Source organism: Methylorubrum subtropicum (genome assembly GCF_038442325.1).
Classification (GTDB): Bacteria; Pseudomonadota; Alphaproteobacteria; order Rhizobiales; family Beijerinckiaceae; genus Methylobacterium; species Methylobacterium subtropicum.
Genome location: NZ_JBBXMW010000015.1, coordinates 1 through 25,992, shown reverse-complemented (window position 1 = coordinate 25,992; position 25,992 = coordinate 1). Strand labels below are relative to the sequence as shown.

Below are 25,992 nucleotides of genomic sequence, written 5' to 3'. Positions count from 1 at the left end.
CATGATGACCACCGGCTTCATCTCCAGCCTCAACCTGTGGAACGCGCCGCGCACCGGCGCCGCCCGGCTCCAGGGCGAACTCGCCGACGCCACCCGCGAGATCGCCACCGGCCGCCACGCCGATGTCGGCGCGACGCTCGGCGGCACGGTCGCGCAAGCCTTCGGCCTGCGCCGCCAGGGCGCGGTGCTCGCCGCCCTCACCCAGAGCAACGCGGCGGCTTCGCTCCGGCTCGACACCACGCAGGGCGCGCTCAAGGCGATTCAGGCGGATGCCGACGCCATGCTGAAGGAGCTGACCGGCCTGCCCGCCGACAAGCGCGCGGCGGCGATCTCTTCGACCTCCGCCGCCCGGCTCGCGTCGCTGACGAGCGCCCTCAACACCAGCGTCGGCGGCCAGTTCGTGTTCGGCGGGACCGATTCCGGCACCGCGCCGCTCACGGCCTACGAGGGCAGCCCGGCCTCCCCCGCCAGGACCGCCGTGCAGGACGCGCTGGCCGCCGCCTTTCCCTCGGGGACCGCGAACGTCACGGCGAGCCAGATGACGGCCTTCCTCGACAACCTGCATGCCAGCCTGTTCGACGGGACCGGCTGGAGCAGGTTCTCCGGCGCCTCGAACCGCACGCTCGACAGCCGCATCTCGCTCACCGAGACCGCCACCACCTCGGCCTCGGCCAACGCCGCCCCCTTGCGCGACCTCGCCATGGCCTACGTGATCGGCTCCGGCATCGGCCTCTCGGGCTTCCCGGCCGAGGCGCAGGCCGCCGCAGCCGCCCGGATGAGCGACCTCCTCGGCAGCGCGAGCCGCGGCCTCGTGCAGATGCAGGCCGATCTCGGCATCAGCCAGAGCCGCATCGCGGAGGCCAACGCCCGGATGGAGAAGCAGGCGGCGCTCTTCACCGGCCGCATCGACGCGCTGGAAAGCGTCGATCCGGCGGAAGCCAAATCGCGCGTCGATGCGCTGACGACGCAGATCCAGATGTCCTACGGGCTGACCTCGCAGCTGCGCAGTCTCAGCCTGATCAACTACGTTTCTTAACCCATCTCTGCCAACATCTCGACCGAATTCACGGAGTATCGGCCCCGATGTACCGCATGTCCTATTCCGAGATCATGGAGGACGCGCCCGATCTCGGCCGCGAGCGCGAGCGCGCGGCGTTCGACCGGGCGATCGGCCTCTTGCGCTCGGCCGAAGCCCGCGGTGCGTCGGCCATCGCCGAGCGCTCCGAGGCGGTCGGCTACGTCCAGAACCTGTGGAACCTGCTTGTGCGCGACCTGCTCGACCCCGAGAACGGCCTGCCCGAGGGCCTGCGTTCCGATCTCGTCTCCATCGGCATGTGGACCATGCGCGAGGCCGGCGAGGTGCTGAGCGCGCCCGAGCGTAGCCTCTCCGCGCTGATCGAGGTCAACGCCTCGATCCGCGACGGGCTGCGGTGAGGTCCGCCATGGCCCGTGACACCGCCAGGGTCGAGAAGCCCGCCGCCCGGACCATGCATCTCAACCTGCGGGCGGGCGAGCGCGTCTACATCAACGGCGCCGTGGTGCGGGCCGACCGCAAGGTCTCGCTGGAGCTGATGAACGACGCGACCTTCCTGCTCGAAGGCCACGTGCTCCAGCCCGACGCCGCCACGACCCCGCTGCGCCAGCTCTACTTCGCCGCCCAGACCATGCTGATCGAGCCGGCCCAGGCCGAACTCGCCCGCACGGTCTACGGTACGCTGCAGGACAACATCCTCGCGGCCACCACCGAGCCGGCGATCCGGGCCGGGCTGAAGACCGCGAGCGGCCTCGTCGATGCCGGGCGCCCGTTCGAGGCGCTCAAGGTCATCCGCGGACTCTATCCGGCCGAGGCCGCGCTGATCGACGGCGCAGAACTCGGTGCCCGTTTTCCCGCCCCCAAGGCCGACACGATGGCGGCGAAGGTGAACCCATGAGCGTCATCAACCCCACCAGCACCGGCACCGGCGTCACCACCGCGGCGGCGGCGAAGGCGGCGACCTCGGTCGCCTCCAAGATGAACGCCGACACCTTCCTGACGCTGCTGATGGCGCAACTGCAGAATCAGGACCCGACCAAGCCGATGGACTCGACCGAGTATGTCGGTCAGCTCGCGACCTTCTCCCAGGTGGAGCAGGCGACCAAGACCAACCAGAAGCTCGATTCGCTGCTCTCGGCGAGCTTCCTCGATCAGGCCGACGCCATCATCGGCCGCACCATCACCTCCGCCGACGGCACGGTCTCCGGGATCGTCGCATCGGTGCGGGTGACGAGCGACGGCGCGGTCGCCAAGCTCAAGGACGGCCGCGAGATGCTCCTCGCCTCCGGCCTCTCCATCAGTTAATCGCGGCTCTCATGAACGAGGTCGACGCCCTCGAACTGGTCCGCTCCGCGATCTGGACCGTGCTGATCGGCGCCGGGCCCTCGGTCGGCGCCGCGATGCTGATCGGCATCGTCGTGGCTTTGGTACAGGCGCTGACGCAGATACAGGAGGTGACGCTCACCTTCGTGCCGAAGATCGTCGCGATCCTTTTGGTGCTGCTCGTCACCGGCACCTTCGTCGGCGGCCAGATCCACGCCTTCGCCGAGCTGACCTACGGCAAGATCGCGACCGGATTCTGAGGGAGAAAGGGGCGGGACCGAGCGGAAAAGCTGTCGAGACTCGAGCCGCCCGGTCCCTTCAAAGCCTCGACCTTGGGAAGGACAAAAGCTTCGACTTTGGTCCATATCACGATTTCGGCACTGCCGTGAGTGCGATCACCGATTTGCCGCAATGATCCGCGGCCTGTTCACCGCTTTCAATGGCCAAGGTGGGGAAACGGTTCCCGGCCTGAGGGGGTCGGGTCGGCGAATCGTGCTCAGGCCGCCGCCACGAGCTTGCCGACGGCGCGCAGCAACTCGTCGCTCAGGATCGGCTTTTCCAGCCTCGGACGGGAGCGGTAGTCGGAGCCGTCGGCGATCTGCACCTCGCCCGTGGCGAACAGGTAGGGGATGCCGCGCGCGTTCAGCCGGTCGGCGACGGCGTAGACCGTTTCGCCCTTGAGGTTCACGTCGAGCACCGCGGCGTCGAGCGCGTCCGCCTCGATCGCGGCCAGCGCCTCCTCGGCATCCGCCACCGGCCCGGCGACCTCCGCGCCGGCGCGGGTCAGGCTGTCGCCCATGTCCCTGGCGATGAAATACTCGTCCTCGACCACGAGCACGCGGCGACCGGACAGGGAAAGGGCCGTATCGGTCATGACATCTCCCTGCCGACGACTGATTTTTACGGAAGTCTACCGACCACGGAAAGAGGGCTGCATTCGCCTAGGTTAGAGCCTCCGTTGAAACGGTGGGAAACCGCTTCCCGAAACGAGGCAAGGCGTCAGGCGATGGGCAGCTCGATCCGGCACCGCACGCCGTCTTCGCCGAGCACGTATTCGGTCCGGCCGCCGAGCGCGTAGGCGAGCGCCTGCTCGATCAGTTCGCGCCCATAGCCGCGCCGCGTCACCGCCTCGGGTGGCACGGCCACGCCGGTCTCGACCCAGTTCAGGGCCAGATGCGGGCCACCCCCGGTCGGGATCAGCTCCCAGGTGACGGAGAGGTGGCCGGTCCCGTCCTTCAGGGCGCCGTACTTGACCGCGTTGGTGGCGAGTTCGTGCAGCGCCAGGGCGAAGTTCTGTACCTGCTGCGAGGTCAAGGTCACGGCCGGCCCGGCGATGACGAGGCGGTCGGGGGCGTTGTCGGCGTGCGCGGCGAGTTCGGCGCGCACCAGCGCCTCGACCGCGACGGTGTCGCTCCCGCCCTGGCTCAGCAGCGCCTGCGCCCGGCTCAGCGCCTTCAAGCGGACCAGAAAGCTCTCGGCGGACGAGCCCCGCCCGACGGTCCGGTTGGCCATCGCGGTGACGACGCCGAGCAGGTTGCGCGAACGGTGCTGCAACTCGTTGACCAGCACTTCCAGGCGCCGGGCCGCGACCTTCAGCTCGGTGATATCGAAGCTGACCCCGTTGATGATCCAGGGTCTGTCCTGTTCGGCGCGGCCCCGCAGCTCGACCCATCGGCCGGTCGCGGAACCGCCGGACACCTGCAGCTGGGTGTGGAAATCCTCGCCCGACGTGATGTTCGCGGCAGCCGCTGTTGCCACGGCCGACAGCCAGGCCGCGCCCTCGGGATACATCAGCTCGGTGTACAGCGACACGGCGTGGGGCTGTTCCTCGGTCGAGACGCCCCACAGCCTCTGCACCACCGCGTCCGCCCGCACCGTGTTGGCCCGCGTGTCCCAGGTCCAGGCCCCCATCCCGCCGCTGTCCAGGGCGACGCGACGCAGGGTTTCGCTCTCGCGCAGGGCCGTTTCCGCGCGTCTGCGTTCGGTGATGTTCGTGAACAGGACCGCCACGCGGTTCCGCTCGGAATCGAGGGTGAAGATGTTGAGATCGAAGATGCGATCCAGCGTCGCCTCGCTCTCTTCGACGCGGATCGGCCGGCCGGTCTCCAGCACTTGGCCGTAGAGCTCGGTCCAGCGGGGATTGGGCTGCCCCAGAAGCTCGGTCGCGGTCCGGCCGACGGGCCACGGCATGGCGGTGTGAGTCAGGAACGCCGGGTTGACCTCGATGAAGCGGAAATCGACCCAGGCGCCGGCCCCGTCCTTCAGCACCTCGACGACGGCATAGGCCTCGTCCATCGACTCGAACAGCGAGCGGTACTTCGCCTCGCTCTTCTTGAGCGCAAGCTCGGCCATCCTCCGATCCGTCACGTCGCGCCAGAACACGGCCAGCGCTCCGTCGAGGGTCGGATAGGCGCGCATGTCGAGCCAGAGGGCGCGGCCGTTCTCCCAGCTGTAGTGGTGCTCGAGCGACACGGACACGCGCTCGATCATGGCTCGCTTGAGCAGCCGACCGAGTTCGCTGTTCTCGCTCTCGGGATAGACGTCCCAGTGCGAGCGGCCGATGATGTCCTCCCGCGAGCGCCCGTCCATGCGGAGCGCTTCGGCATTGTGTTCGAGGATCGTGAAGTCGGGACCGAGCAGGCCGAAGCCCTCGGTCATTCCGTCCAGCACGCCGCGCAGCCGCTCCTCCCGCTCCCGCAACGCGCGCTCCGCCATCACCAGATCGTGGATATCGGTCGATGAGCCGATGAAACGCCCAGGGCTCGCCGGCCCGCCGCTGGTGCGGTGCCAGCGGTATTGGCCGTCGGCGCGAAGGAACCGGCACTCGTAGTCGTAGGGGCGGCGCTCGGTGAAGGCCTGCCGATAGGTGGTGATGTACCCATCGAGATCGTCGGGATGGATGAACCGCGCCCAGCCAAAACCGGAGATCTCCTCGAAGCCGACGCCGACAAAACCGAGATAGTGGCTGTTCACGAAGGTCGGCCCCGCCTCGTCGGTCTCCCAGATCAGCACGGGGGCGGCGTCCGCCAGTTGGGCCAAGCGCGCGTCGCTCTCCCGCAACGCCGCTTCGGCGCGCTTGCGCGCGTCGATGTCGATGTTCATCCCGGCCCACTTCTCGACGGTCCCTCCGTCATCGAGCACCGGCGCGGCGCGGACATTGGTCCAGCGCCAGCCGCCGTCGGGCGCGCGCAGGCGGAACTCGGCATCCACGAGCCCGCGGGCTTGAACCGCCTCCCGCCATTGCCGCTCGGCGTAAGCCCGGTCGTCGGGATGGATCGCGTCGAGCCAGCCGTAGCCGAGCCATTCGGCCAGCGTCTGGCCGGTATAGGCGCGCCAGCTCGGGCTGTCGGCGACGACGACGCCGTCGGCATCGGTCTCCCACTCGGCCTGTGCCCAGCTTCGGATCAGCAGGCGGTGCCGCGCCTCGCTCGTGCGCAGGGCCTGCTCGGCCAAGTGCTGGGCGGTCGTTTCCTTCAGGGTCCAGAGCACGCCGGCGACCAAGCCGGCCTCGTCGCGGATCGGCGCGTAGTCCACGTCGAACCAAGCCTCTTCCAGGCGCCCGTGCCGCAGCACGGGGTAGCGCTGGCCCACCAGCCGCGCCGAACGCCCGGCCATGCCGGCGGCGATGTCGGCCTCGAGCACGGTGCGCGACCGGGCGAAAGTCTCGTAGGCCGACCGCCCCAGCGCCAGGGTGCGGTGCTCCCGCAGCAATGCGGTGAAACCGTCGTTGTAGAGATGGATCGCGGTCTCGCCCCAGACGAGGCTCATCATGCTCGGCGAGCCGAGCATGAGATCGACGATCGTCTTCAGGCTCTGCGGCCAGCCCGCGATCGGCCCCAGCGGCGTCGCGGCCCAATCGAACGCACGGATGCACCCGGCCATCTCGCCGTCGCCGCGGGGCCATGCCGTCATCTCACCCTCACCACCGGAAGCCTGCTCGAACGGCTCATCCCACCCAAACCCCTCATCCTGAGGTGCCGCGCAAGCGGCCTCGAAGGAGGGCTCCAGTTCGCTCAATGATCCCTGGATCCCTCCTTCGAGGCCGCTTGCTCGGCACCTCAAGATGAGGGTGAGGATGGGAGAAACGGCATCCGCGCACCGGATCATTTATTATAACCCCGCGTCGAACAGACACTTATCCCGTTTCCGTTCGGTCGTTTTGCAGACCGCGCGTCATCGCGAGGCGGAGCCGAAGCGATCCAGAGCGCGACAGAGCCGAATGAGGCGAGCCGTCTTCGGCCACCGGTGCGACCCATCCGGACAGTGCGGAGCGCTGGATTGCCTCAGTTCCGCCTCGCAATGACGGGGTGAAGCGGAGCCGAGCCGCCCGTCCCACGCTCCCGCCCCGCCCCATCCCCGCGCAAGCTTGCTCCGCCATCACGGCCCCATGATGCGGGAAGCGGTGTCGTCATGGCGGTGAGCGAGGCGCTCGTTCTGGAGAAGCGGTCGCGGCGGGATTTCGGATTCGCCGCTGGCATCGTCGCGATCCTGGCGGTGCTGTTCCTGCCTGTGCCCGCCGTCCTGATCGATATCGGGCTCGCCTTCTCGATCGCCCTGTCGGTGCTGATCCTGATGGTGGCGCTCTGGATTCAGAAGCCGCTCGAATTCTCCGCCTTCCCGACCGTGCTGCTGATCGCCACGCTGCTGCGGCTCGCGCTCGGCATCGCCACCACGCGCCTGATCCTGGCCAACGGCCAGAAGGGCGTGGACGCCGCCGGCCACGTCATCCAGGGCTTCTCGCAATTCGTGATGAGCGGCGATTTCGTCATCGGAATCGTCGTCTTCGTGATCCTCATCACGGTCAACTTCCTCGTCATCACCAAGGGCGCGACGCGTATCGCGGAAGTGGGCGCCCGCTTCACCCTCGACGCCATCCCCGGCAAGCAGATGGCGATCGACGCCGATCTCAATGCCGGGCTGATCGACGACAAGGAGGCGCAGCGCCGCCGCCGGGAACTGGAGGAGGAATCGGCCTTCTTCGGTTCGATGGACGGTGCCTCGAAGTTCGTGCGCGGCGAGGCGGTGGCCTCGCTCATCGTCATCGCGGTCAACGTCTTCGGCGGCATCATCATCGGCACGACGCGCCACGGCATGCCGCTCGGCCAGGCCGCGGACGTCTTCGTCAAGCTGTCGGTCGGCGACGGCCTCGTCTCGCAGATCCCGGCGCTGATCGTCTCGCTCGCAGCCGGCCTGCTCGTGTCGAAGGGCGGCACCCGCGGCACGGCGGAAGAGGCGGTGATGGGCCAGCTTGGCGCCTATCCCCGCGCGCTGCTGGTCTCCGCCATCCTGATGCTGCTGTTCGCCCTGGTGCCGGGCCTGCCGTTTCTGCCCTTCGTCGCGCTCGCGGGGCTCCTCGGCTTCATGGCGATCACCATCCCGAAGCGCCGCGCCGCCCAGGCCGCGCTGAATGCCGCCAAGACCCGGCACGAGGCGGAAGTGAAGCAGGCCGAGGTCAAGGATTCGGTCAAGGAGCAGCTCAAGACCCCGGAGATCGAGCTGTGCCTCGGCCGTCAGGTCTCGGCGCAATTGCAGACGAGCCACGCCGAGCTGCAGCATCGGGTGGCCAAGATGCGCCGCAAGTTCGCGCGCCAGTACGGCTTCGTCGTCCCCGAGATCAAGCTGACCGACAGCCTGACCCTGCCGCCCAAAAGCTACCAGATCCGCATTCACGGCACGACCGCGGCGACGCAGGAGATGCGGCCGGGCGAACTCTTGGTCGTCGTCGGCGAGGGGCCGCGGCCCGACGTGCCCGGCGAGGAGGTGCGCGAGCCCGCCTTCGGCATGAAGGCGCTCTGGGTGGTCGATGCCTATGCCGGCGAGGTGCGCCGCTCCGGCTTCGAGGCCATCGACGGCGCCTCGGTGCTGCTGACCCACCTCTCCGAGGTGATCCGCAACAACCTGCCCCAGTTCCTGTCCTACAAGGACATGCGCGCCCTGCTCGACCGGCTCGACCCGGAATACAAGCGCCTGCTCGATGAGATTTCGCCCTCGCAGATCTCGCATTCCGGCCTTCAGGCGGTGCTGAAGCTCCTGCTGTCCGAGCGCGTCTCGATCCGCAACCTCCACCTGATCCTGGAGGCCATCGCCGAGATCACCCCCCATGCCCGCCGCGCCGAGCAGATCGCCGAGCACGTGCGGATGCGCGTGGCGCAGCAGATCTGCGGCGATCTCGCCGAGGACGGCACGCTCCACGTGCTGCGGCTCGGCGCCAACTGGGACCTCACCTTCCACCAGAGCCTCAAGCGCGACGCCAAGGGCGAGGTCATCGAGTTCGACATCGACCCGCGCCTCGTCGAGCAGTTCGGGACGGAAGCCGGCTCCGCGATCCGCGACCGGATGCGGCAGGTTCACGGCTTCGCCCTCGTCACCGCGCCGGACGCGCGCCCTTACGTCCGCATGATCATCGAGCGCATCTTCCCGACGCTGCCGGTGCTGTCGCATCTCGAGATCGCGCGGGGCGTCGAGATCAAGTCGCTGGGCACCATCGCGTGATCCCGCTCGCCGGCAGCCTGCTCGGCGGGGATGCGGCGCTCGCCACCTTCCTGATCTTCTGCCGCGTCGGCGCCTGCCTCCTCATCGTGCCGGGCCTGTCGAGCCCAAGGGTGCCGGCGCAGGTCCGGCTGATGATCGCGGGCGGCGTCTCGCTCGCGGTCACGCCGCTGCTGCTGCCGCTGTTCCAGGCGAAGGTGTCGGGGCAGGCGCCGACCGAGACGCTGGCCTGGATCGCCAGCGAGACCTTCACCGGGCTGCTGATCGGGCTTCTGGGCCGCATCTTCCTGTTCGTGCTGGAGACCGTGATGAACGCGACCTCGACCATGGTCGGCTTCGGCTCCATGCCCGGCACGCCGGTGGAGGGCACCGAGGCGATCCCGGCCGTCGAATCCTTCATCGTGTTCTCGGCGGTCGCCCTGATGTTCGCCGCCGACCTGCACTGGGAGCTGTTCCGCGGGCTGATCGATTCCTATTCCCGCATCCCGCCCGGCGAAGGCCTCGGGACGCAGACGGCGCTCGTGCGCATCACCGACCAGATCGGCGAGGCCTTCACGCTCTCGCTTCGCATCGCCGCGCCCTTCGTGATCTACGCGGTGGCGGTCAACCTCGCGGCGGGCTTCGTCAATAAGCTCACGCCGACGATTCCGGTCTACTTCGTCGCCACGCCCTTCATCATGTTCGGCGCGCTGATCCTGCTCTACGCGGTCGCGGGCGAGTTCATGACGCAGTTCCTTGCGGGCTACGCGCAATGGCTGAGGCGGGGCTGAACCGTGGCGGCAACCGGAGATCTGGCCAAACGCCTCAAGCGCGCCGAGCGTCTGACCGCCGTGCAGGAGCAGATGCGCCGCGCCGCCGAATGGCAGCTCGCCGCGATCCGCCGCGACGCGGATGCCGTCGAGCAGGATCGGGCGGCGTTGTTGAGTGCGCTCGGCGGCGACAGCCACGGCCACCTGTTCCTAGAGGCCGCCAACCGCCGCCTGCGTGCGCTGGCCTCCCGCGCCACCGAACTCGAACAGGTGGCAGCCCGCCAGACCGACGCGGTCCGCGAACAGGGCCTCGCGCAAAAACGCGCCGAACTCGGCGCCGAGCGCGTCGGCGACCTGCTCCGCCGCGAGCGCGAACGCGTCGAGGGCATCGAACGCCTCGACGGTCTGGCGCAGCGCATGGACGCAAGCCTCCCGTAAGCCACGGGGTTTAGGGTTAAGGCAAGCTTTCCCCTCCCCCCTTGCGGGGAGGGGTCAGGGGTGGGGGTCGGGCAGAAGGCACCGCGGCGTCCCATCCTGCACCACCCCCACCTCCAACTCCTCCCCGCAAGGGGGCGGAGAGACGAGCTTACCCACGATGAGCATCACCCCTCCCTCCGACATCGTCATGGACGTCGCCCGCGCCGCCGACCCGGCGCGCTATCAGGAGGCGGCGGCCAAGCTGTCGCAGCCGGGCGACCCGGCGGCCTTCGCGGCGGCAACCGCCGAGGCCGCCCGCGATGCGGGCTACGGCCTGCACATGCCCATCGACGCCCGCGGGGCGCTGACCAGCCTCAAGAACGACACGACGCTGAAGGGCTCGGCCGACCCCTACCGCAAGTTCGAGGGGCAGGTGCTGGCGCAGTTCATCGAGACGATGCTGCCGGACAAGTCCGAGGCGGTCTACGGCAAGGGCAACACCGGCAACCTGTGGAAGTCGATGCTCGCCGAGCAGATCGGCCAGCAGATCGCCAAGTCCGGCGGGATCGGCATCGCCTGGATGCTGGAGAACGCCCAACCGAACAAGGCGCCCACCCTCCCCGCCGCGGCGACGGGCGTGGCCGGAAAGGTCTGACGATGCTGCTCGATTCCCTCAAGCGCCTGGAAGCCACGATCGAGGCCGAGACCGAGGCGCTCGATACCAACGCCGAGATCGACATCGAGGCGGTCAACCGCGCCAAGAGCCAGAGCCTCTTGGAACTCACGCGCCTCGCCCGCACGGTCTCGGCCGACGAGATCGACGCCACCACCGGCATCGTGCTGGCGCGGCTGCACGACAAGCTCACCCGCAATCAGGTCGCGGTCGCCCGGCACCTGCGGGCGGTCGAGGAGATCGGCGACACGCTCGCCGCGACCCTGCGGGCGGCCGATTCCGACGGCACCTACTCGGCCCGGATCGGGCGCTGAAGGGCCATGAAAGTCCTCGTCACCGGCCTGTGGATCTGCGCCGTCACCATCGCGTCGTGCTACGCGGCGGTGACCTTCGGCGGCGGCTTCTTCTCGAAGCCGACCGAGCCCTATCTCGAAGGGCTGCAATACCAAAAACTCGCGCCGATCAACATTCCGATGGTGGCCGACGGCAAGGTGCAAGGCTACGTCATCGCGGTGCTGGTCTTCACGGCCGACGCCAAGCTGATGCACACCCTGCCGGTGCCGCCCAACAGCTTCGTGGTGGACGAGGCCTTCCGCCAGATCTACGGCGACCCGACGATCGACTTCAAGAAGCTCGCCCGCTACGACATCAACGGCCGCCTCGCGCAGATCCGCGCCAAGGTCAACGAACGCCTCGGCGCCGACGTGGTCAAGGACGTGCTGGTGGACGAGTTGAACTTCGTCGCCAAGCGCGAGGTGCGCTCGTAACGCCCCTCCCCCATCAAACCCCCTCATCCTGAGGTGCCCGCCTTGGCGGGCCTCGAAGGAGGGCTCCGGAAGTCGCGCGATCCCTGGAGTCCTCCTTCGAGGCTCCGCTACGCTTCGCACCTCAGGATGAGGTGGTTGGGTGGGACCAAGTCCCTCTTCTTACTCCGGAAACACGCTCGCCAGATAGGCCTGCACGAAGCTCGGCATCCGCGTCGCGTCGATGTCGGCGCGCGAGCGGGCGATGACGCTGTGGGCGAGTTCGGGTTCGTCCTCGTGGCCGCGATGGGCGTCGATCTTCGCCTTCAGCGCCTCGGCGTCGCCGTCGAACCGGACCGGGCGCAGGAAGGCGAGTTGGCCGTCGCCGCGCAGCAGCACCCAGTCCTGCGCCGCGCCCTCCGGCAGCTTCAGGCCGGTTTCCTCCAAAAACTCGCGCTCGGCGCTGCCGGCGAGGTCGACCACGTCGCCGTCGCGCAGATCGCCCGGATCGGGCGTGCCGCAGGGGAAGTAGATCTGACCGGCATTGGCGGTGTGGGCGCCCATCACACCGAGCAGGACCGCGCCGTCGGCGGTGTGGGGCACGATGGCGGCAAAGGCGTTGGCCACCAGCGCGTCGGGCACGCCCGCGTCGCGAAACGCGATGAAGCGGGAATAGCGCACCTCGAAGAACGCCGCCTCGCAGGCGCCGTCCGTGATGGTGCAGCCGCTCGCGAGATAGACCGGGCCGTCGAACAGGCCCGGCGTTTTTTCAAGGCGCCGCTCCCAGTTGCGGTCGATCGCCTCCGCGTTGTCGCGGGCCCAGGCCCAGTCGTGAGCGACGAGCCGGGCCGTGATGTGTTTGAGCCGGGTCAGGGCGAAGCCCGGCGCGGGCAGGGTCTCGCCCTCAATCGACATGGAGAGTTCCCTCGGCGACCAGCACGGCGCCGCCGCCGATCTCGGCGGAGCGCAGCGCACCGTCCGCGATGACGAGTTGGAGGTCGATCGCGCTCGGGCGGCCCATGGCGATGCCTTGGCGGATCAGCACGTCGTGGGTGCCCTCGCCCAGCGGCTCGAACTGCATCAGCACGCCGGCAAAAGCCGCCGCCGCGCTGCCCGTGGCCGGGTCCTCGCGTACGCCGAGCCGCGGGGCGAACATCCGGGCCTGGTATTGGCGGCCGATACCTTGCGGGTCGAGGGCGTAGAGGTAGAGCGCGTCGGCCTCGCCGTCGGGAAACAGGCGGCTGAGCCCGGCCTCGTCGATCCGCGCCCGGTCCAGCGCCTCGCGGCTCCCGAGCGGCACGAAAGTGAAGGCCGGGCCGGCGCCGTGGCGACTCGGGCCGTGGCGGTGGAAGCCGATGTCGGAGGGCGACAGGCCGAGCGCTTCGGCGAGTGCCGCGGCATCGGCCGCCTCGCCGAGATAGCGCGGCAGCACCGGCAGCTTGAACCGGGCGCGGCCGGAGCGTCCGTCGGCCCCGGTCTCGACCACGCAGGAGACGGTGCCGATCCGCTCCTCCAGCCCGAAGGCCAGCGCATCGATGCCCGGTTTCTCGACGCGGTCGTGGAGCGCCAGCAGCACCGCGGTCCCGACGGTCGGGTGGCCGGCGAACGGCAGCTCGCGGGCGGGGGTAAAGATGCGGAGCGCCGCCCGGTGGCGCGCCTCGTTCGGCGGCGTCACGAACACCGTCTCGGACAGGTTGAACTCGCGGGCGACCGCCTGCATCGCGGCATCGTCCAGCCCGTCACTGTCGAGCACCACCGCGAGCGGGTTTCCGGCAAGCGCCGTGTCGGTGAACACGTCGAGGGTGGCGAAGCGGCGTTTCGGCATCGGAAATCCTCGTCTCAAACGCTCTCGACCGGGAACGCGTTCGTCGGCGCCACGAACTCCTCCTGCGCCTCGACGGTCAGCAGTTCCTCCGCCCCGGCTTCCGCCGTGCGGCGCAGGAGCCCGTGGATCGAGGCCGCCGCCATGCCGAGCGCGAGCGCGGCGGAGCGGGTGCGCCAGTAATGCACGAGGTAGAGCGCGGCCACCGCATCGCCCGCGCCGGAGACCGCCTTGAGGTCGAGCCGCGGCGTGCGCACCCGCCAGAACGAACCGCCTTCGCCGGCCATCATGTCGATAGAGTCCGCGGGCGTCTCGGCGGTGGTGAGCGAGGTGACGAGCACGACCCGCGGCCCCAGGGCCTGCACTGCGCCGACCGCCGCTTTCGCGCCGGCCAGCGTGTCGGTCGGCATCCCGGCGATCAGGTCCAGTTCGAACTGGTTCGGGGTGAGGATGTCGGCCGCGGGCACCGCCTGCGCCCGCATGAAGTCGGCGATGCCCGGCCGCACGTAGACGCCGGCATAGGTGTCGCCGATCACCGGATCGCAGCAATACAGAGCCTCGCGGTTGGCCGCCCGCACGGCGGCGACCGCCCGCAGGATCGCGGTGCCGATATCGGCCGAGCCCATATAGCCGGAGAGCACCGCGTCGCAGTGTTTCAACGCGCCGCGTTCGGCCACGCCCTGAACCACCTCCTCGACGGCGGGCCCGTCGAACACCCGGCCGCGCCACTGCCCGTAGCCGGTGTGGTTGGAGAACTGCACCGTATGCACCGGCCAGACCTCGACGCCGAGCCGCTGCATCGGGAAGACCGCGGAGGCGTTGCCGACATGGCCGTAGGCGACGTGCGACTGGATCGACAGGACCTTCATGACGCTCCGGATGTGACGTCTTTCACCGCTTTCGTACCCCGATGCGCGTTGTGACGCATCCCATGGGCGCGCCGCGCGTTGCGGCTTCGACGCGCTTAAGCCTAGCGGCACCGGGGACGGCATGGACTTCGAGACGATCAAGACGACCGTGCTGACCTTTGTGGAGACGCACCGGGCCTGGGCGCCGCTCGTCACCGGAGTCATCGCCTTCTGCGAGTCGCTGGCCTTCCTGTCGCTCTTGGTGCCCGCGACCTTCATCCTGCTCGCCATCGGCGCTCTGATCGGATCGAGCGACCTGCCGTTCTGGCCGATGGTGATCGGCGCCGGCATCGGCGCGGGCCTGGGCGACTGGGTCTCCTACGAGGTCGGCCACTACTTCAAGGACGACGTGAAGAAGGTGTGGCCGATGAAGCGCTACCCGGAGATGACCGACAAGGCCGAGGACTTTCTCCGACGCTGGGGCGCGGGCGCGGTGGCGGTCGGGCGCTTCATCGGCCCGGCCCGCGCGGTGGTGCCGCTGGTGGCCGGCTCCTTCGGCGTCAACCGCATTCCGTTCCAGATCGCCAACTGGCTCTCGGCCTTCGTCTGGGCCTTCGTCATGCTCGCCCCCGGCGCCGGGCTGCTGACGTGGTTCAAGCACTGAGCGGTTCCCTTCTCCGATCCAACCCCCTCATCCTGAGGTGCCGCGAAGCGGCCTCGAAGGAGGGCTCCAGGGATCGCGCGGCTCGCTGGAGCCCTCCTTCGAGGCTGCGCTTCGCTCCGCACCTCAGGATGAGGGTGAGGGTGGGAGGCAGCGGGTGGATCGGCCTCGCGTGATCGGATCGAAAGGGTTTTGGAGATGCGCCGCTTCCCGCCCGAACGCATCGTCTGCCTGACGGAAGAGACCGTCGAGACGCTGTACCTCCTGGGCGAGGATCACCGCATCGTCGGCGTCTCGGGCTACGCGGTGCGCCCGGCCCGGGTGCGCAAGGAGAAGCCGCGGGTCTCGGCCTTCACCAGCGCCGATCTGCCCAAGATTCTCGCGCTCGAACCCGATCTCGTGCTGGCCTTCTCCGACCTTCAGGCGAGAATCGCCGCCGACCTCGCCCGCGCGGGCGTCGCGGTCCACCTGTTCAACCAGCGCGACGTGGCCGGGTGTCTGGCGATGATCCGCACGCTCGGCGCCCTCGTCGGCGCGGGCGAGCGGGCCGAGGCCCTGGCCCGCTCCTACGAGGCGCGGCTCGAAGAGGCCTCCGCCGAAAGCGCCGGGCGGCCGCCGCTCAAGGTCTACTTCGAAGAGTGGGACGAGCCGATGATCTCCGGCATCGGCTGGGTCTCCGACCTGATCGGCCATGCCGGCGGGCAGGACGTGTTTCCAGACTTGAGCCGGATGCAGGCCGCCAAGGACCGCATCGTCACCACCGAGCAGGTGATCGCGGCGGCGCCCGACGTGATCCTCGCCTCGTGGTGCGGCAAGCGCGTCGTCATCGACCGCATCCGCGCCCGGCCGGGCTGGGACGCGATCCCCGCGGTGGCTGCGGGGCGCATCCACGAGATCAAGTCCCCGCTGATCCTCCAGCCGGGGCCGGCGGCACTGATGGAGGGGTTCGACGCGATCCGGGCGGCGTTGGCATAGTCCGCATTCCGACTACTCGCCGCGGTCCCTACCCCACGCCGTCATTGCGAGGCGGAGCCGAAGCAATCCAGGGCTCCGCACCGTCAAGACTGAGCGCGTGGGTGGCCACTACGTCGGTGCGGTCTCGCCCTTCCCGGCAAACGCGCGCCCTGGATCGCTTCGGCTCCGCCTCGCGATGACGGAGAGGGGCGGGCGTCGTCTCAGCCCACTCAAAGATGGCGCGAGACATCGCCACAGGTGACAGCCGCCGCGCCGGCCTGCCAAATGGCCCGGTCACGATTCGGCCCCATCCGCAAGCCATCGGCCCGTCATGTCCACAGCCCTCGCGTCGCCGGCCCTCGCGCATATCGTCCTGCCGCCCGACCGGCGGCAATCGCCCACCGCGCTCAACATCCAGCGCGGGGTGCGGCGGCTGTTCGCCGAGATGGGCTGCGTCACGCTCCCCGAGTTCTCGCTCGCCAACGGGCGCCGGGCCGACGTGATCGCCCTGTGCGGGGCGGGCAAGCTCACCATCGTCGAGATCAAGTCGAGCGTCGCCGACTTCCGCGCCGACCGGAAATGGCCGGATTACCGCGACTATTGCGACCGGTTTTTCTTCGCGATCCCCGAGAGCGTGCCGGAAAGCCTGATCCCGGAGGAATGCGGCCTCATCGTCGCCGATTCCTTCGGCGCCGCGATCCTGCGCGAGCCGGCGGCCCACCCCCTGAGCGGCCCGCGGCGCAAGGCCGTGACCCTGCGCTTCGCCCATTTCGCCGCCGGGCTGCTGCACGCGTTGGCCGATCCGGGCGCCATCCGCGAGGGCGCGCTGTAGCAGGGCCGGCCTCTCCGGCCCGGAGCGGACCTCCCGACTGCGACCCATGCCGAGCATGAGGGAGGCCGCATGGCGTTCCCATGGCCGTCGTCTGCGCGCCGCACTCTGCGCCGCGAGACGATGGGACAGGCCGGTCGAGTCTTCCGGACCTCAGAACCGTACCGGCTCGTTCACGCGCGGGTCGTGCCGGCCGAGGCGGGTGAGAAGGTACTCGACCTCACTCCGGGCGATGGCCGTGAGCGCCTGCGACGGCTTGCGCTGGGCATCCGACGTGAAGATACCACGGCGTTTGAAGACGTATTTGCGGACGGCGAGACCGAGGGGGCCCTGCTGCTGTTCGTAGCGCAGATAGGGGAGATGCGCGTCGAACAGGTCGTGGGCGGCGTCACGCTCACCCGCCGTCGAGAGACGCACCACATCGACCAGCATTTCCGGGAAGGCGTACCCCGTATTGGCGCCGTCGGCGCCGCGCTCGACCTCGAAATCGAGGAACATCCCGCCGTTGCCGACGAGGATGCTGATAGGGCGCATCCCGTCTTCACGCTCGAATCGGCGTAGGGCCGTGATCTTTTCCAGTCCCGGCCAGTCCTCGTGCTTCAGCATTGCACAGGACGGGATCTCGCCGACGATCCGCCGGATCACGGCCGGCGTCATCACGACCGAGAAGGTCAGAGGATAATCCTGGATCACGAACGGCACGTCCGGGCCGATGGCCTCGGCGGCGTTGCGGTAATAGGCGACGATCTGGTCGTCCGTGCGCAGCGTGTTCGGCGGTGCGATCATGACGCCGGCCGCACCCAGGTCCATCACCTCCCGGGTCAGCGCGCGCATGGCCGCGAAGCCCGGCGCCGACACGCCGACGATCACCGGCAGGCGCGTCCGGCCGATGACGCGCCGGGCGATCTCGACGCCTTCGGCATGGTCGAGCTTCGGCGCTTCCCCGAGTTGGCCGAGGATCGTCAGGCCATCGACGCCGGCCGCGACGAAATAGTCGGTCATGCGGTCGAGGGAGGTCTCGTCGACGCGCCCGTCCTCGTGGAACGGGGTCGGGGCGATCGGTACGACGCCGCGAAGACGGCTCAGGCGTTCCATTCGGTCACTCCGTTCATCCTGCGGGGATCGTACTTCGGCAGCGATGTCCGCATCGTGCTCCGACGCCGCGCCGCGCGTGAGCGGACATTCCAGAGTCCTGAAAAAGGTCGCAAGCGGCCTCAGGCAGGGTCGCGTTCGACCTGTCAGCCCCGAGCCTGAGCCGGAAGGGTAGCCGCCGGCCTTCGGAAGAAGCCGTTGTCGAAAGAGAACTCAGTCCTGAACCTGCCCCTGCAGCGTCCGCAGCACGTGCACGCGGATCGCCGAGGACAGGTTGCGTCCGCCCCGCTCCGCGTCGATGGCGCCGATGAGCGCCTGAACCGAAAGAGCGCGCGTCCGCGCGATCCCTTGGAGCGCTTCCCAAAACTCCGCCTCCAGCGAGACGCTGGTGCGGTGGCCCGCGATCATGACGGAGCGCTTGGCGACGCCCTCCGGCGCGGGCCGGCCGTCGCTCATTCCTTGTCGGGTTCGTTGAGGCGGTGGCCCTCGTGGCGGGCGAACTCGATCGCCTTGCGGGTCTCGGCCAGCGTCTTGGCCTTCTTCGGGCGGCCGAACAGCAGGCGGTTCTCGGCGGCCTTGGCCTCACGCTCGGCCTTCTCGCGGGCCTTGCGCACCTGCCGCAGGTTGATGATCTCGGCCACCGAATCGTCCTCCGCCAGGGGGTCGGCGCGGGCGGCAACCCGCGCCGAATCAGGAGTTTGCGCCTATTCCGCGCCGGGCGCCAGCATGGTTTCGGGCCGCACCACGCGCTCGAACTCCTCGTCCGTGACGTAGCCGAGACGCAGCGCCTCCTCCTTGAGGGTGGTGCCGTTCTTGTGGGCGGTCTTGGCGATCTCGGCGGCCTTGTCGTAGCCGATCGAGGGGGCGAGCGCCGTCACCAGCATCAGCGAGCGGCTCATCAGGTCGGCGATCTTGTCCTCGTTGGCCTTGATACCGACGACGCAGTTGTCGGTGAAGCTCACCGCCGCGTCGGCGAGGAGCCGCACCGATTGCAGCACCGCGTTGGCGATCACCGGCTTGAACACGTTCAGCTCGAAATGGCCCTGCGAGCCGGCGAAGCTCACCGTGGTGCCGTTGCCGATCACCTGCGCGCAGACCATCGTCAGCGCCTCGCACTGGGTCGGGTTGACCTTGCCCGGCATGATTGAGGAGCCGGGCTCGTTCTCCGGCAGCGACAGTTCGCCCAGGCCCGAGCGCGGGCCCGAGCCCAGCAGGCGGATGTCGTTGGCGATCTTGAACAGGCCCGAGGCCAAAGCCGAGAGGGCGCCCTGGAGGAAGACGAGGGCGTCGTGGGTGGCGAGCGCCTCGAACTTGTTCTCGGCGCTCGTGAACGGAAGCCCGGTCAGCTCGGCGACCTTGGCGGCGAACCGCTCGGCGAATTCCGGGTGCGCGTTCAGGCCGGTGCCGACGGCGGTGCCGCCCTGCGCTAAGGCGAGCACGCCCGGAAGCGTCGCGGCGATGCGGGCGCCGCCGAGCGCGACCTGCGCGGCGTAGCCCGAAAACTCCTGGCCGAGGGAGACCGGGGTCGCGTCCTGCAGGTGGGTGCGGCCGATCTTGACGATGCTCTCGAACGCCTTCGACTTGGCGTCGAGCGCCCCGTGCAGGTGGGTCAGCGCCGGCATCAGGCGCTCCTGCACCTCGCGGGCGACCGCGATGTGCATGGCGGTCGGGAAGGTGTCGTTGGAGGACTGGCCGCGGTTGCAATGGTCGTTGGGGTGGACCGGCGACTTGCCGCCGCGCTTGCCCCCCAGCCGCTCGTTGGCGAGGCTGGCGATGACCTCGTTGGCGTTCATGTTGGACTGGGTGCCCGAGCCGGTCTGCCAGACCACCAGCGGGAACTCGTCGTCGTGCCGGCCTGCGACCACCTCGGCGGCGGATTCGGCGATGGCGTCGGCGACTTTGGCGTCGAGCCCGCCGAGATCCTTGTTCACCAGGGCAGCGGCTTGCTTGACGATGCCGAGCGCGTGAACGAGCGGCGCCGGCTGGCGCTCGGTGCCAATTTTAAAATTCTGGATCGAGCGCTGGGTCTGCGCGCCCCAATAGCGGTGGGCCGGCACCTCGATCGGGCCGAAGGTGTCGGATTCCGTGCGGGTCTCGACGCGGGACTCGGCGGCTGGGGACTCGTGCGGCGACATCGTGGCCTCTTCGTTGGCTCGGATCGGCCCCTACTTAGCGAAGCCGAGGCTTGAGCGCGATGGCGCCCTTCGATGGGGCGTGACGCAATTCCCCCGCCGTCACCGCGAAGGTTTTTTGGCCGATGCAGGATACCCTCACGCTCGCGGAGCCCTTCCGCCCGAAGGTGCCGCCGCCGCTGACCCGGCCGCTCGGCCTGTTCGCCTTCCTCAAGGCGGTGCGCGAGAACCCGATCGCCACGTGGATGCAGGCGCATTTCGAGGAGTTCGTCGTCGCGGGCGAGGGCGCGATGGGGCGCATCACCGTGGTGAGCGACCCCGACCTCGTGCGCTACCTGCTGGTCGAGAACGGCGCGAACTACCGTAAGGACGACCTCCAGCGCCGCGTCCTGGCGCCCGGCCTCGGCAACGGCCTGCTCACGGCGGAGGGCGACGAGTGGCGCCTGCAGCGGCGCACCATGGCGCCGATCTTTTCCGCCCGCCATGTCGCGGGTTTTACCGCGCAGATGGATGCGGCGGGCGCCCGCGTCGCCAAGCGGCTCGCCCGGCGCGACGGGGTCAATGTCGATGTCGTGCTGGAGATGACCCGCACCACCCTCGACGTGCTGGAGCGGACGATTTTTACGCAGGGGCTCCCCGGCGATCCCGACGCGCTCGGCCGAGCCTTGACGCGGCTGCTCGAATCGATCGGGCCGGTCGACCCCCTCGATGTGTTCGGCGTGCCGGGCTTCGTGCCCCGCCTCGGGCGGCTGAAGGCGCGGCCCGCGCTCCGCTACTTCGCCGAAGTGGTCGACGAGCTGCTGGACCGGCGCAAGGCGGCGATCGCCCGCGGTGAGGCGCCCCACGACCTGATGACCCTGCTGCTCGCCGCCCAGGACCCGGAATCCGGCAAGGGCCTGTCGGATCTGGAGGTGAAGGCCAACATCGTCACCTTCATCGCCGCCGGCCACGAGACCACCGCCAACGCGCTGACCTGGGCGCTCTACTGCGTCTCGCAGGACGAGGGCGTGCGCGACCGCCTCGAAGCCGAGGCCGACGCGGCGCTGTCTGAGGATGGCACGATGCGCCTCGATCGGTTGCCGCTCGCCAAGGCGGTGATGGAGGAGACCATGCGGCTGTTCCCGCCGGTGCCGTTCCTCAGCCGTCAGGCCCTGCACGACGACCGGATCGGCCGGGTGAAGATTCCGCGCAACTCCACCGTCATCATCGCCCCCTACGTGCTGGGGCGGCATAAGAAGCTGTGGGACGAGCCCGACGCCTTCATCCCGGACCGCTTCCTCGGCGAGCGGCGGGACTCCATCCGCCGCTTCTCCTACCTGCCCTTCGGCGCGGGGCCGCGCATCTGCATCGGCCAGAGCTTTTCGGTGCAGGAGGCGACGCTGGTGCTCGCCCACGTGGTCCGCGCGGTGCGCCTCACCCTGCCGCCGGACCATCCACCGGTCACGCCGCTGCACCGGGTGACGCTGCGGCCGAAGGAAGGTCTGCGGATGAAAGCCGAGCGTCGGCACTGACAGGCCGTTCCATGCTCCGCTCTCTCCCACCCACCCCCTCATCCTGAGGTGTCGGAGCGAAGCGGAGGCCTCGAAGGAGGGCTCCAGAAGTCGCGCGATTCGCTGGAGCCCTCCTTCGAGGCTGCTGCGCAGCACCTCAGGATGAGGGGGTTGAGTCGGATGAGCGTGCCGAACAGGTTCCAAGACTCGAAACCGGAGACACGATGAAGACCCTGCCGATCCTCGCCGCCATTGCCGGTTGCGGACTTGCGAGCCTCGCCTTCGCGCAAGGCACGCATCACCACGACCACGGCACCAAGCCCGCCGCCGCCGACACTCCGGCCACCCGCGCCTTCCGCGCGGCCGATGCCCGGATGCACGAGGAAATGGCGATCCGCTACACCGGCGATGTCGATGTCGATTTCGTGCGCGGGATGATCCCGCACCATCGCGGCGCGGTGGCCATGGCGAAGGTCGCCCTGGAGCACTCGAAGAACCCCGAGATCCGCAAGCTCGCCGAGGACATCATCCGCTCGCAAAACGCCGAGATCGCCTTCATGGAGAAATTCCTGAAGGAGAGGGAGACGGTCAAACCGCGCTGAAACGCTGCGACCGTTTCGCACCGCACTGGCGGACTCGCGCGCTGAAGCTAATTGAAACGCTTCCAGAGTGGGAGCCCGTCCGTGGAACAACCATCCAGCTTCTCGCTGTCGCTCAGCGTCAACGGCAAGCGGCACGACATCGCCCTCGACGATCCCCGCGTCACCCTCCTCGATCTCCTGCGCGAGCGCCTCGGCCTCACCGGCTCGAAGAAGGGCTGCGACCGCGGCCAGTGCGGCGCCTGCACCGTGCTGGTGAACGGGCGCCGGGTGAATTCCTGCCTCAGCCTCGCGGTCAGCCTGGATAGCGCCGAGATCACCACCATCGAGGGACTGGCGCAGGGCGACGCGCTGCATCCGGTCCAGGCCGCCTTCATCGCCCATGACGGCTTCCAGTGCGGCTTCTGCACGCCGGGGCAGATCATGAGCGCGGTGGGCCTGCTCGCTGAGGGCCACGCGGGCGACGATCCCGAGCGGGTGCGGGAGGCCATGAGCGGCAACCTGTGCCGCTGCGGCGCCTATATCGGCATCACCCAGGCCGTGCTCGACGCGCAAGGAAAGATGGGAACCGCGCAGCAGGGAGAGGCCGCGTGAACCGCTTCGACTACGTCCGCGTCTCGACCGTCGCCGAGGCGGTGGCGGCGGCCTCGGAGCCGGGCGCGGCCTACCTCGCCGCCGGCACCAACCTGCTCGACCTGATGAAGGGCGGCGTCACGCGGCCCGCCCGCCTCGTCGACGTCACCCACCTGCCCGATCTCGACCGGATCGAGCATCGGCCCGAGGGCGGGTTCCGCGTCGGCGCGCTCGTGCGCAACAGCGATCTCGCCTACGACACCGCCTTCGCCCGCGCCCACCCTTCCGTTGCGGAGGCCCTGCTCTCGGGTGCCTCGGCGCAGTTGCGCAACGCCGCGACGGTGGCCGGCAACCTGATGCAGCGCACCCGCTGCCCGTACTTCTACGACCCGGCCAGCGCCTGCAACAAGCGCCAGCCTGGGAGCGGCTGCGACGCGCGAGGCGGCGAGACGCGGCTGCACGCCGTGCTCGGCTGGAGCGAGCACTGCATCGCGACGCACCCCTCGGACTTCTGCGTGCCGCTGGTGGCCCTCGACGCGACCGTGGAGATCGTCGGCAAGGCCGGCACCCGCGAGGTGCCGCTCGAAGCCTTCCATCGCCTGCCCGGCGATGCGCCCGAGCGCGAGACCGTGCTGGAGCCGGGCGAACTGATCGTGGCGGTCCGCCTGCCGGCCGAGGCCGCGGACTTCTCCGGGCATTCGCGCTACCTGAAGATCCGCGACCGCACCTCCTACGCCTTCGCCGTCGTCTCGGCCGCGGCCTCGCTGCGGCTCGACCAGGGGCGCATCGCCGAAGGGCGCCTCGCGCTCGGCGGCGTCGCCCTCAAGCCCTGGCGGGCGCGCGAAGCCGAAAGCGTGCTCGCCGGTGCCGAGGTATCGGAAGCGACCTTCCGCCAAGCCGCCGACTCGGCCCTCGCCGAGGCCAGACCGTCGGGCGACAACGCCTTCAAGATCGAGCTCGCCCGCCGCCTCATCGTCCGCACGCTCACCCGCGCCGCCGCCGGCACGCCGGAGCGCATGCCCGCCCTGCCGGCCTCCGCCTTCGAGGAGACGCTCCATGCCTGACATCGCCTACGAGCAGGCCCGGCACGGGTCGAGCATCGGCCAGCCGCTCACCCGCCGCGATGGGTTTCTTAAGGTCACCGGCGGGGCGACCTTCGCCGCCGACAACCGCCCCGAGGGGATGCTGCACGCGGTCATCGCCGTGAGCCGCATCGCCCGGGGCCGCGTCGCCCATCTCGACGTGGCGGCGGCCAAAGCCCATCCAGGCGTCGTCGACGTGATGGTGCCGGGCAACGCCCCCAAGCTCGCCGCCGACCCGGACGCCAAGAACGATCCCTTCACCTTCCGCCTCGACCTCCTCCAGAACGATAAGGTCCGCTACGCCCACCAGCCGATCGCGGTGGTGATCGCCGAGACGCTGGAGGCCGCGACCGAGGGCGCCGAGTTGCTGGCGCCGCGCTACGAGACGGAAAGCCCCCGCATCGGCCTCGACACGGCGGAAGCCCACAAGCCGCCGGCGGTCGGCGCGGGCGACAAGACCGCCGCGACCAAGGGCGATGTCGAGGCGGGGCTGAAGAGCGCCGAGCACCGGATCGAGGCGGTCTACGAGACGCCCGCGCAGTACCACAACGCCATGGAGCCCCACTCCATCGTGGCGCAGTGGGACGGCGATAAACTCACCGTCGATACCCCGAGCCAGGGCATGGCGATGGCGACCATGCGGCTCGCCGGCCTGTTCGGCATCGATCCGAAGAACATTTTGTTGCGCTCGCCCTTCCTCGGCGGCGGCTTCGGCTCGAAGGGATTCCTCTCCGGGCCGCAAGTGCTCGGCGTCATGGCGGCCAAGCATGCCGGCCGGCCGGTGAAGCTGGTGCTGCGGCGCGAGCAGATGTTCGGTCCGGTCGGCCACCGCGCCGAGACGCGCCAGACGCTGCGCCTCGGCACCGACGGATCGGGCGCGCTCACCGCCCTCGACCACCACACGCTCACCGCCACCAGCAGCTTCGACGACTTCTACGAGCCGGCCAGCGCCCTCTCGCGCTACCTCTACAAGGCGCCCGCGCTCGCCACCACGCATTCGGGCGTGCGGGTCGATACCGGCACGCCGCTGTTCATGCGCGCCCCCGGCGAGGCCTCGGGCAGCGCCGCGTTGGAGGCCGCCATCGACGAGATGGCGGAGACCTGCGGCATCGACCCGCTCGTCTTCCGCCAGATGAACTACGCAGAGGCCGAGCCGATCTCGGAGCGGCCGTTCTCCTCCAAGGCGCTCCGCGAGTGCTACGAGCAGGGCGCGGCCCGGTTCGGCTGGGAGCGGCGCTCCGCGGCACCGCGCTCCATGCGCGACGAGGCCGGCCGCCTCGTCGGCTGGGGCGTCGGCACCGCGCTCTTCCCGGCGCTGATGATGCAGGCGGAGGCCCGCGCCGAGATCCGCGCCGACGGCACCGGCACCGTCGCCATCGGCGCCCACGACATGGGCCAGGGCGCCTGGACGGCGCTCGCGCAGATCGCCGCCGACGGCCTCGGGATCGACCTCGACCAGCTCGATTTCAAGAGCGGCTCGTCGGACCTGCCGAACGGCGGCATCGCCGGCGGCTCGGCCCACACCGCCACGGCCGGCGCGGCGATCCACTCGGCCTCGGCCGCCGTGCTGGCCCTGCTCTCGGAGATGGCGACCACCGACGAGCGCTCGCCGCTGTTCGGCGCGGGCAATGCCGGCGTCTACGCCGCGGGCGGGCGCCTGATCCGCCGCGACGACGAGAGCCGCAGCGAGTCATTCTCCGACATCCTTTCGCGCGCCGGCAAGGACTCGGTCTCGGCCTCGGGCAAGGGTGCGCCCGATCCGGCCTCGCGCGAATCCTACGCCATGCACGCCCACGGCGCGGTCTTCGCCGAGGTCACCGTCGATCCCGATCTCGGCCAGATCCGGGTGACGCGCCTCGTCGGCGCGTTCGCGGCGGGCCGCATCGTCAACCCGCGCCTCGTCACCAGCCAGTATTACGGCGGCATGATCTGGGGCGTGTCGTTCGCGCTGCACGAGAACGCGGTGGTCGATCCCCGCTCGGGCCGGGTGATGAACCCGAACCTCGGCGAGTACCACGTGCCGGTGAACGCCGACGTGCCCTCGATCGAGGCGATCCTCGTGGAGGAGCACGATCCGCACGTGAACCCGCTCGGCATCAAGGGCGTCGGCGAGATCGGCATCACTGGCACCGCCGGGGCCATCGCCAACGCGGTGTATCACGCGACCGGGGTGCGGGTGCGCAAGATGCCGATCACGCTGGATAAGCTGCTGGGGTAGGCCTCGCATCCACCGATTCGACGGGAGCCGGTTAGGCGCCTCTCCTCCCCCTTGCGGGGAGGAGGTAGGAGGTGGGGGTCGGGCAGAAGGCACCGCGGCGCCTCATCCTGAACCACCCCCACCCCTGACCCCTCCCCGCAAGGGCAGGGCTATCGCATTTGGGTGATGAGGTCGGCGAGGAAGTCGTCGTCCCATCCGGCCAGTTGCCGCTTGGTGTGCAAGGAGCCCTTAGCGGTGTCCTGGCGCAGGATGGCGAGGGCCAGGC

28 protein-coding genes are annotated in these 25,992 nt (G+C 69.5%); 19 read left to right on the top strand and 9 right to left on the bottom strand.

The window, feature by feature from the left end:
* Nucleotide 1: 1 nt before the first annotated feature.
* From AAHG03_RS19315 to AAHG03_RS19295, 5 genes are read left to right on the top strand one after another with little or no spacing between them, the layout of a single operon-like run.
* Nucleotides 2–1,036 carry a flagellar hook-associated family protein gene (locus AAHG03_RS19315; RefSeq protein ID WP_342152506.1) on the top strand — a complete coding sequence of 345 codons (1,035 nt, stop codon included), beginning with the start codon at nucleotides 2–4 and terminating at the stop codon, nucleotides 1,034–1,036.
* A 47-nt stretch (nucleotides 1,037–1,083) separates the two neighbouring features.
* Nucleotides 1,084–1,434 carry a flagellar biosynthesis regulator FlaF gene (flaF, locus tag AAHG03_RS19310; protein ID WP_342152505.1) on the top strand — a complete coding sequence of 117 codons (351 nt, stop codon included), beginning with the start codon at nucleotides 1,084–1,086 and terminating at the stop codon, nucleotides 1,432–1,434.
* An 8-nt stretch (nucleotides 1,435–1,442) separates the two neighbouring features.
* On the top strand, nucleotides 1,443–1,931 hold the full coding sequence (gene flbT / locus AAHG03_RS19305; protein ID WP_342152504.1) for a flagellar biosynthesis repressor FlbT: 489 nt from the start codon (nucleotides 1,443–1,445) through the stop codon (nucleotides 1,929–1,931).
* Entirely contained in the window at nucleotides 1,928–2,338 is a 411-nt protein-coding gene (gene flgD, locus AAHG03_RS19300) for a flagellar hook assembly protein FlgD (RefSeq protein WP_342152503.1), read from the top strand. The genes flbT and flgD overlap by 4 nt, the downstream gene beginning before the upstream one ends.
* An 11-nt stretch (nucleotides 2,339–2,349) precedes the next feature.
* Nucleotides 2,350–2,616, top strand: coding sequence for a flagellar biosynthetic protein FliQ (locus AAHG03_RS19295; protein WP_056242610.1), 267 nt, complete (start codon nucleotides 2,350–2,352; stop codon nucleotides 2,614–2,616).
* A 236-nt stretch (nucleotides 2,617–2,852) separates the two neighbouring features.
* On the opposite strand, the gene AAHG03_RS19290 is transcribed toward AAHG03_RS19295, so the two are convergent.
* Both AAHG03_RS19290 and AAHG03_RS19285 read right to left on the bottom strand, forming a co-directional pair.
* Nucleotides 2,853–3,230 carry a response regulator gene (locus tag AAHG03_RS19290; protein WP_342152500.1) on the bottom strand — a complete coding sequence of 126 codons (378 nt, stop codon included), beginning with the start codon at nucleotides 3,228–3,230 and terminating at the stop codon, nucleotides 2,853–2,855.
* 125 nt (nucleotides 3,231–3,355) lie between these two features.
* A complete protein-coding gene (locus AAHG03_RS19285) occupies nucleotides 3,356–6,268 on the bottom strand; it encodes a PAS domain S-box protein (protein WP_342152499.1) in 2,913 nt (970 codons plus the stop codon).
* 498 nt (nucleotides 6,269–6,766) lie between these two features.
* On the opposite strand from AAHG03_RS19285, the gene flhA reads away from it, so the two are divergent.
* From flhA to AAHG03_RS19255, 6 genes are all read left to right on the top strand, one after another.
* Nucleotides 6,767–8,848 (top strand): flagellar biosynthesis protein FlhA, encoded by a 2,082-nt coding sequence (flhA, locus tag AAHG03_RS19280; RefSeq protein ID WP_342152498.1) that lies wholly within the window; start codon nucleotides 6,767–6,769, stop codon nucleotides 8,846–8,848.
* The gene (fliR, locus tag AAHG03_RS19275) at nucleotides 8,845–9,615 is read left to right on the top strand and encodes a flagellar biosynthesis protein FliR (protein ID WP_342152497.1); all 771 of its coding nucleotides are present in this window, start codon (nucleotides 8,845–8,847) and stop codon (nucleotides 9,613–9,615) included. The genes flhA and fliR overlap by 4 nt, the downstream gene beginning before the upstream one ends.
* 3 nt (nucleotides 9,616–9,618) lie before the next feature.
* Nucleotides 9,619–10,032 (top strand): hypothetical protein, encoded by a 414-nt coding sequence (locus AAHG03_RS19270; protein WP_342152496.1) that lies wholly within the window; start codon nucleotides 9,619–9,621, stop codon nucleotides 10,030–10,032.
* Between the two features lie 157 nt (nucleotides 10,033–10,189).
* The gene (locus tag AAHG03_RS19265; RefSeq protein ID WP_342152494.1) at nucleotides 10,190–10,666 is read left to right on the top strand and encodes a rod-binding protein; all 477 of its coding nucleotides are present in this window, start codon (nucleotides 10,190–10,192) and stop codon (nucleotides 10,664–10,666) included.
* Nucleotides 10,667–10,668: 2 nt separating this feature from the next.
* Nucleotides 10,669–10,998, top strand: coding sequence for a flagellar protein FlgN (locus AAHG03_RS19260; protein WP_342152493.1), 330 nt, complete (start codon nucleotides 10,669–10,671; stop codon nucleotides 10,996–10,998).
* Between the two features lie 6 nt (nucleotides 10,999–11,004).
* Nucleotides 11,005–11,451: a hypothetical protein gene (locus tag AAHG03_RS19255; protein ID WP_342152491.1), complete on the top strand. Its 447-nt coding sequence runs from the start codon at nucleotides 11,005–11,007 to the stop codon at nucleotides 11,449–11,451.
* A gap of 159 nt (nucleotides 11,452–11,610) precedes the next feature.
* Here the strand turns inward: AAHG03_RS19255 and AAHG03_RS19250 are convergent, their stop codons facing one another.
* From AAHG03_RS19250 to pdxY, 3 genes are read right to left on the bottom strand one after another with little or no spacing between them, the layout of a single operon-like run.
* Nucleotides 11,611–12,342, bottom strand: a complete 732-nt coding sequence (locus AAHG03_RS19250) for an NUDIX hydrolase (RefSeq protein ID WP_342152489.1) — start codon at nucleotides 12,340–12,342, stop codon at nucleotides 11,611–11,613.
* Nucleotides 12,332–13,252 (bottom strand): PhzF family phenazine biosynthesis protein, encoded by a 921-nt coding sequence (locus AAHG03_RS19245; protein WP_342152488.1) that lies wholly within the window; start codon nucleotides 13,250–13,252, stop codon nucleotides 12,332–12,334. The genes AAHG03_RS19250 and AAHG03_RS19245 overlap by 11 nt, the downstream gene beginning before the upstream one ends.
* Before the next feature lie 14 nt (nucleotides 13,253–13,266).
* Complete coding sequence (pdxY, locus tag AAHG03_RS19240; protein WP_342152487.1) at nucleotides 13,267–14,118, bottom strand: pyridoxal kinase PdxY; 852 nt, start codon at nucleotides 14,116–14,118, stop codon at nucleotides 13,267–13,269.
* A 121-nt stretch (nucleotides 14,119–14,239) separates the two neighbouring features.
* On the opposite strand from pdxY, the gene AAHG03_RS19235 reads away from it, so the two are divergent.
* The 3 genes from AAHG03_RS19235 to AAHG03_RS19225 all read left to right on the top strand — a co-directional run bounded on the left by AAHG03_RS19235 (nucleotide 14,240) and on the right by AAHG03_RS19225 (nucleotide 16,544).
* A complete protein-coding gene (locus AAHG03_RS19235) occupies nucleotides 14,240–14,761 on the top strand; it encodes a DedA family protein (protein WP_342152486.1) in 522 nt (173 codons plus the stop codon).
* Between the two features lie 195 nt (nucleotides 14,762–14,956).
* The gene (locus AAHG03_RS19230) at nucleotides 14,957–15,733 is read left to right on the top strand and encodes a cobalamin-binding protein (RefSeq protein ID WP_342152485.1); all 777 of its coding nucleotides are present in this window, start codon (nucleotides 14,957–14,959) and stop codon (nucleotides 15,731–15,733) included.
* A gap of 310 nt (nucleotides 15,734–16,043) precedes the next feature.
* Entirely contained in the window at nucleotides 16,044–16,544 is a 501-nt protein-coding gene (locus tag AAHG03_RS19225) for an MmcB family DNA repair protein (protein ID WP_342152483.1), read from the top strand.
* 150 nt (nucleotides 16,545–16,694) lie between these two features.
* On the opposite strand, the gene AAHG03_RS19220 is transcribed toward AAHG03_RS19225, so the two are convergent.
* The 4 genes from AAHG03_RS19220 to fumC form a co-directional block, all read right to left on the bottom strand.
* A complete protein-coding gene (locus AAHG03_RS19220; protein ID WP_342152482.1) occupies nucleotides 16,695–17,636 on the bottom strand; it encodes a dihydrodipicolinate synthase family protein in 942 nt (313 codons plus the stop codon).
* 210 nt (nucleotides 17,637–17,846) lie between these two features.
* Nucleotides 17,847–18,089, bottom strand: a complete 243-nt coding sequence (locus AAHG03_RS19215) for a ribbon-helix-helix domain-containing protein (protein ID WP_342152480.1) — start codon at nucleotides 18,087–18,089, stop codon at nucleotides 17,847–17,849.
* The gene (locus tag AAHG03_RS19210) at nucleotides 18,086–18,274 is read right to left on the bottom strand and encodes a DUF4169 family protein (RefSeq protein ID WP_342152478.1); all 189 of its coding nucleotides are present in this window, start codon (nucleotides 18,272–18,274) and stop codon (nucleotides 18,086–18,088) included. The genes AAHG03_RS19215 and AAHG03_RS19210 overlap by 4 nt, the downstream gene beginning before the upstream one ends.
* Before the next feature lie 63 nt (nucleotides 18,275–18,337).
* Complete coding sequence (gene fumC, locus AAHG03_RS19205) at nucleotides 18,338–19,768, bottom strand: class II fumarate hydratase (protein ID WP_342152477.1); 1,431 nt, start codon at nucleotides 19,766–19,768, stop codon at nucleotides 18,338–18,340.
* A 122-nt stretch (nucleotides 19,769–19,890) separates the two neighbouring features.
* Between fumC and AAHG03_RS19200 the strand changes: the two genes are divergently transcribed.
* From AAHG03_RS19200 to AAHG03_RS19180, 5 genes are all read left to right on the top strand, one after another.
* The gene (locus AAHG03_RS19200) at nucleotides 19,891–21,276 is read left to right on the top strand and encodes a cytochrome P450 (RefSeq protein ID WP_342152475.1); all 1,386 of its coding nucleotides are present in this window, start codon (nucleotides 19,891–19,893) and stop codon (nucleotides 21,274–21,276) included.
* Nucleotides 21,277–21,479: 203 nt separating this feature from the next.
* Nucleotides 21,480–21,857, top strand: a complete 378-nt coding sequence (gene copM, locus AAHG03_RS19195) for a CopM family metallochaperone (protein WP_342152474.1) — start codon at nucleotides 21,480–21,482, stop codon at nucleotides 21,855–21,857.
* Nucleotides 21,858–21,938: 81 nt separating this feature from the next.
* Nucleotides 21,939–22,448 (top strand): (2Fe-2S)-binding protein, encoded by a 510-nt coding sequence (locus AAHG03_RS19190; RefSeq protein ID WP_342152473.1) that lies wholly within the window; start codon nucleotides 21,939–21,941, stop codon nucleotides 22,446–22,448.
* Nucleotides 22,445–23,491: an FAD binding domain-containing protein gene (locus tag AAHG03_RS19185; RefSeq protein WP_342152472.1), complete on the top strand. Its 1,047-nt coding sequence runs from the start codon at nucleotides 22,445–22,447 to the stop codon at nucleotides 23,489–23,491. The genes AAHG03_RS19190 and AAHG03_RS19185 overlap by 4 nt, the downstream gene beginning before the upstream one ends.
* The gene (locus AAHG03_RS19180) at nucleotides 23,484–25,727 is read left to right on the top strand and encodes a xanthine dehydrogenase family protein molybdopterin-binding subunit (RefSeq protein ID WP_342152470.1); all 2,244 of its coding nucleotides are present in this window, start codon (nucleotides 23,484–23,486) and stop codon (nucleotides 25,725–25,727) included. Before AAHG03_RS19185 ends, AAHG03_RS19180 begins: the two co-directional genes overlap by 8 nt.
* Nucleotides 25,728–25,992 lie beyond the last annotated feature (265 nt).

Excerpts from the sequence above, each read along its gene's own strand:
- flgD (WP_342152503.1), top strand. The coding sequence starts at position 1,928 with ATGAGCGTCATCAACCCCACCAGCACCGGCACCGGCGTCACCACCGCG.
- copM (WP_342152474.1), top strand. The coding sequence starts at position 21,480 with ATGAAGACCCTGCCGATCCTCGCCGCCATTGCCGGTTGCGGACTTGCG.
- AAHG03_RS19290 (WP_342152500.1), bottom strand. The coding sequence starts at position 3,230 with ATGACCGATACGGCCCTTTCCCTGTCCGGTCGCCGCGTGCTCGTGGTC.
- AAHG03_RS19250 (WP_342152489.1), bottom strand. The coding sequence starts at position 12,342 with ATGTCGATTGAGGGCGAGACCCTGCCCGCGCCGGGCTTCGCCCTGACC.
- AAHG03_RS19225 (WP_342152483.1), top strand. The coding sequence starts at position 16,044 with ATGTCCACAGCCCTCGCGTCGCCGGCCCTCGCGCATATCGTCCTGCCG.
- AAHG03_RS19245 (WP_342152488.1), bottom strand. The coding sequence starts at position 13,252 with ATGCCGAAACGCCGCTTCGCCACCCTCGACGTGTTCACCGACACGGCG.
- AAHG03_RS19200 (WP_342152475.1), top strand. The coding sequence starts at position 19,891 with ATGCAGGATACCCTCACGCTCGCGGAGCCCTTCCGCCCGAAGGTGCCG.
- fumC (WP_342152477.1), bottom strand. The coding sequence starts at position 19,768 with ATGTCGCCGCACGAGTCCCCAGCCGCCGAGTCCCGCGTCGAGACCCGC.
- AAHG03_RS19265 (WP_342152494.1), top strand. The coding sequence starts at position 10,190 with ATGAGCATCACCCCTCCCTCCGACATCGTCATGGACGTCGCCCGCGCC.
- AAHG03_RS19235 (WP_342152486.1), top strand. The coding sequence starts at position 14,240 with ATGGACTTCGAGACGATCAAGACGACCGTGCTGACCTTTGTGGAGACG.
- AAHG03_RS19230 (WP_342152485.1), top strand. The coding sequence starts at position 14,957 with ATGCGCCGCTTCCCGCCCGAACGCATCGTCTGCCTGACGGAAGAGACC.
- AAHG03_RS19220 (WP_342152482.1), bottom strand. The coding sequence starts at position 17,636 with ATGGAACGCCTGAGCCGTCTTCGCGGCGTCGTACCGATCGCCCCGACC.
- AAHG03_RS19295 (WP_056242610.1), top strand. The coding sequence starts at position 2,350 with ATGAACGAGGTCGACGCCCTCGAACTGGTCCGCTCCGCGATCTGGACC.
- AAHG03_RS19215 (WP_342152480.1), bottom strand. The coding sequence starts at position 18,089 with ATGAGCGACGGCCGGCCCGCGCCGGAGGGCGTCGCCAAGCGCTCCGTC.
- AAHG03_RS19255 (WP_342152491.1), top strand. The coding sequence starts at position 11,005 with ATGAAAGTCCTCGTCACCGGCCTGTGGATCTGCGCCGTCACCATCGCG.
- AAHG03_RS19285 (WP_342152499.1), bottom strand. The coding sequence starts at position 6,268 with ATGACGGCATGGCCCCGCGGCGACGGCGAGATGGCCGGGTGCATCCGT.
- AAHG03_RS19180 (WP_342152470.1), top strand. The coding sequence starts at position 23,484 with ATGCCTGACATCGCCTACGAGCAGGCCCGGCACGGGTCGAGCATCGGC.
- AAHG03_RS19260 (WP_342152493.1), top strand. The coding sequence starts at position 10,669 with ATGCTGCTCGATTCCCTCAAGCGCCTGGAAGCCACGATCGAGGCCGAG.
- flbT (WP_342152504.1), top strand. The coding sequence starts at position 1,443 with ATGGCCCGTGACACCGCCAGGGTCGAGAAGCCCGCCGCCCGGACCATG.
- pdxY (WP_342152487.1), bottom strand. The coding sequence starts at position 14,118 with ATGAAGGTCCTGTCGATCCAGTCGCACGTCGCCTACGGCCATGTCGGC.
- AAHG03_RS19315 (WP_342152506.1), top strand. The coding sequence starts at position 2 with ATGATGACCACCGGCTTCATCTCCAGCCTCAACCTGTGGAACGCGCCG.
- flhA (WP_342152498.1), top strand. The coding sequence starts at position 6,767 with ATGGCGGTGAGCGAGGCGCTCGTTCTGGAGAAGCGGTCGCGGCGGGAT.
- flaF (WP_342152505.1), top strand. The coding sequence starts at position 1,084 with ATGTACCGCATGTCCTATTCCGAGATCATGGAGGACGCGCCCGATCTC.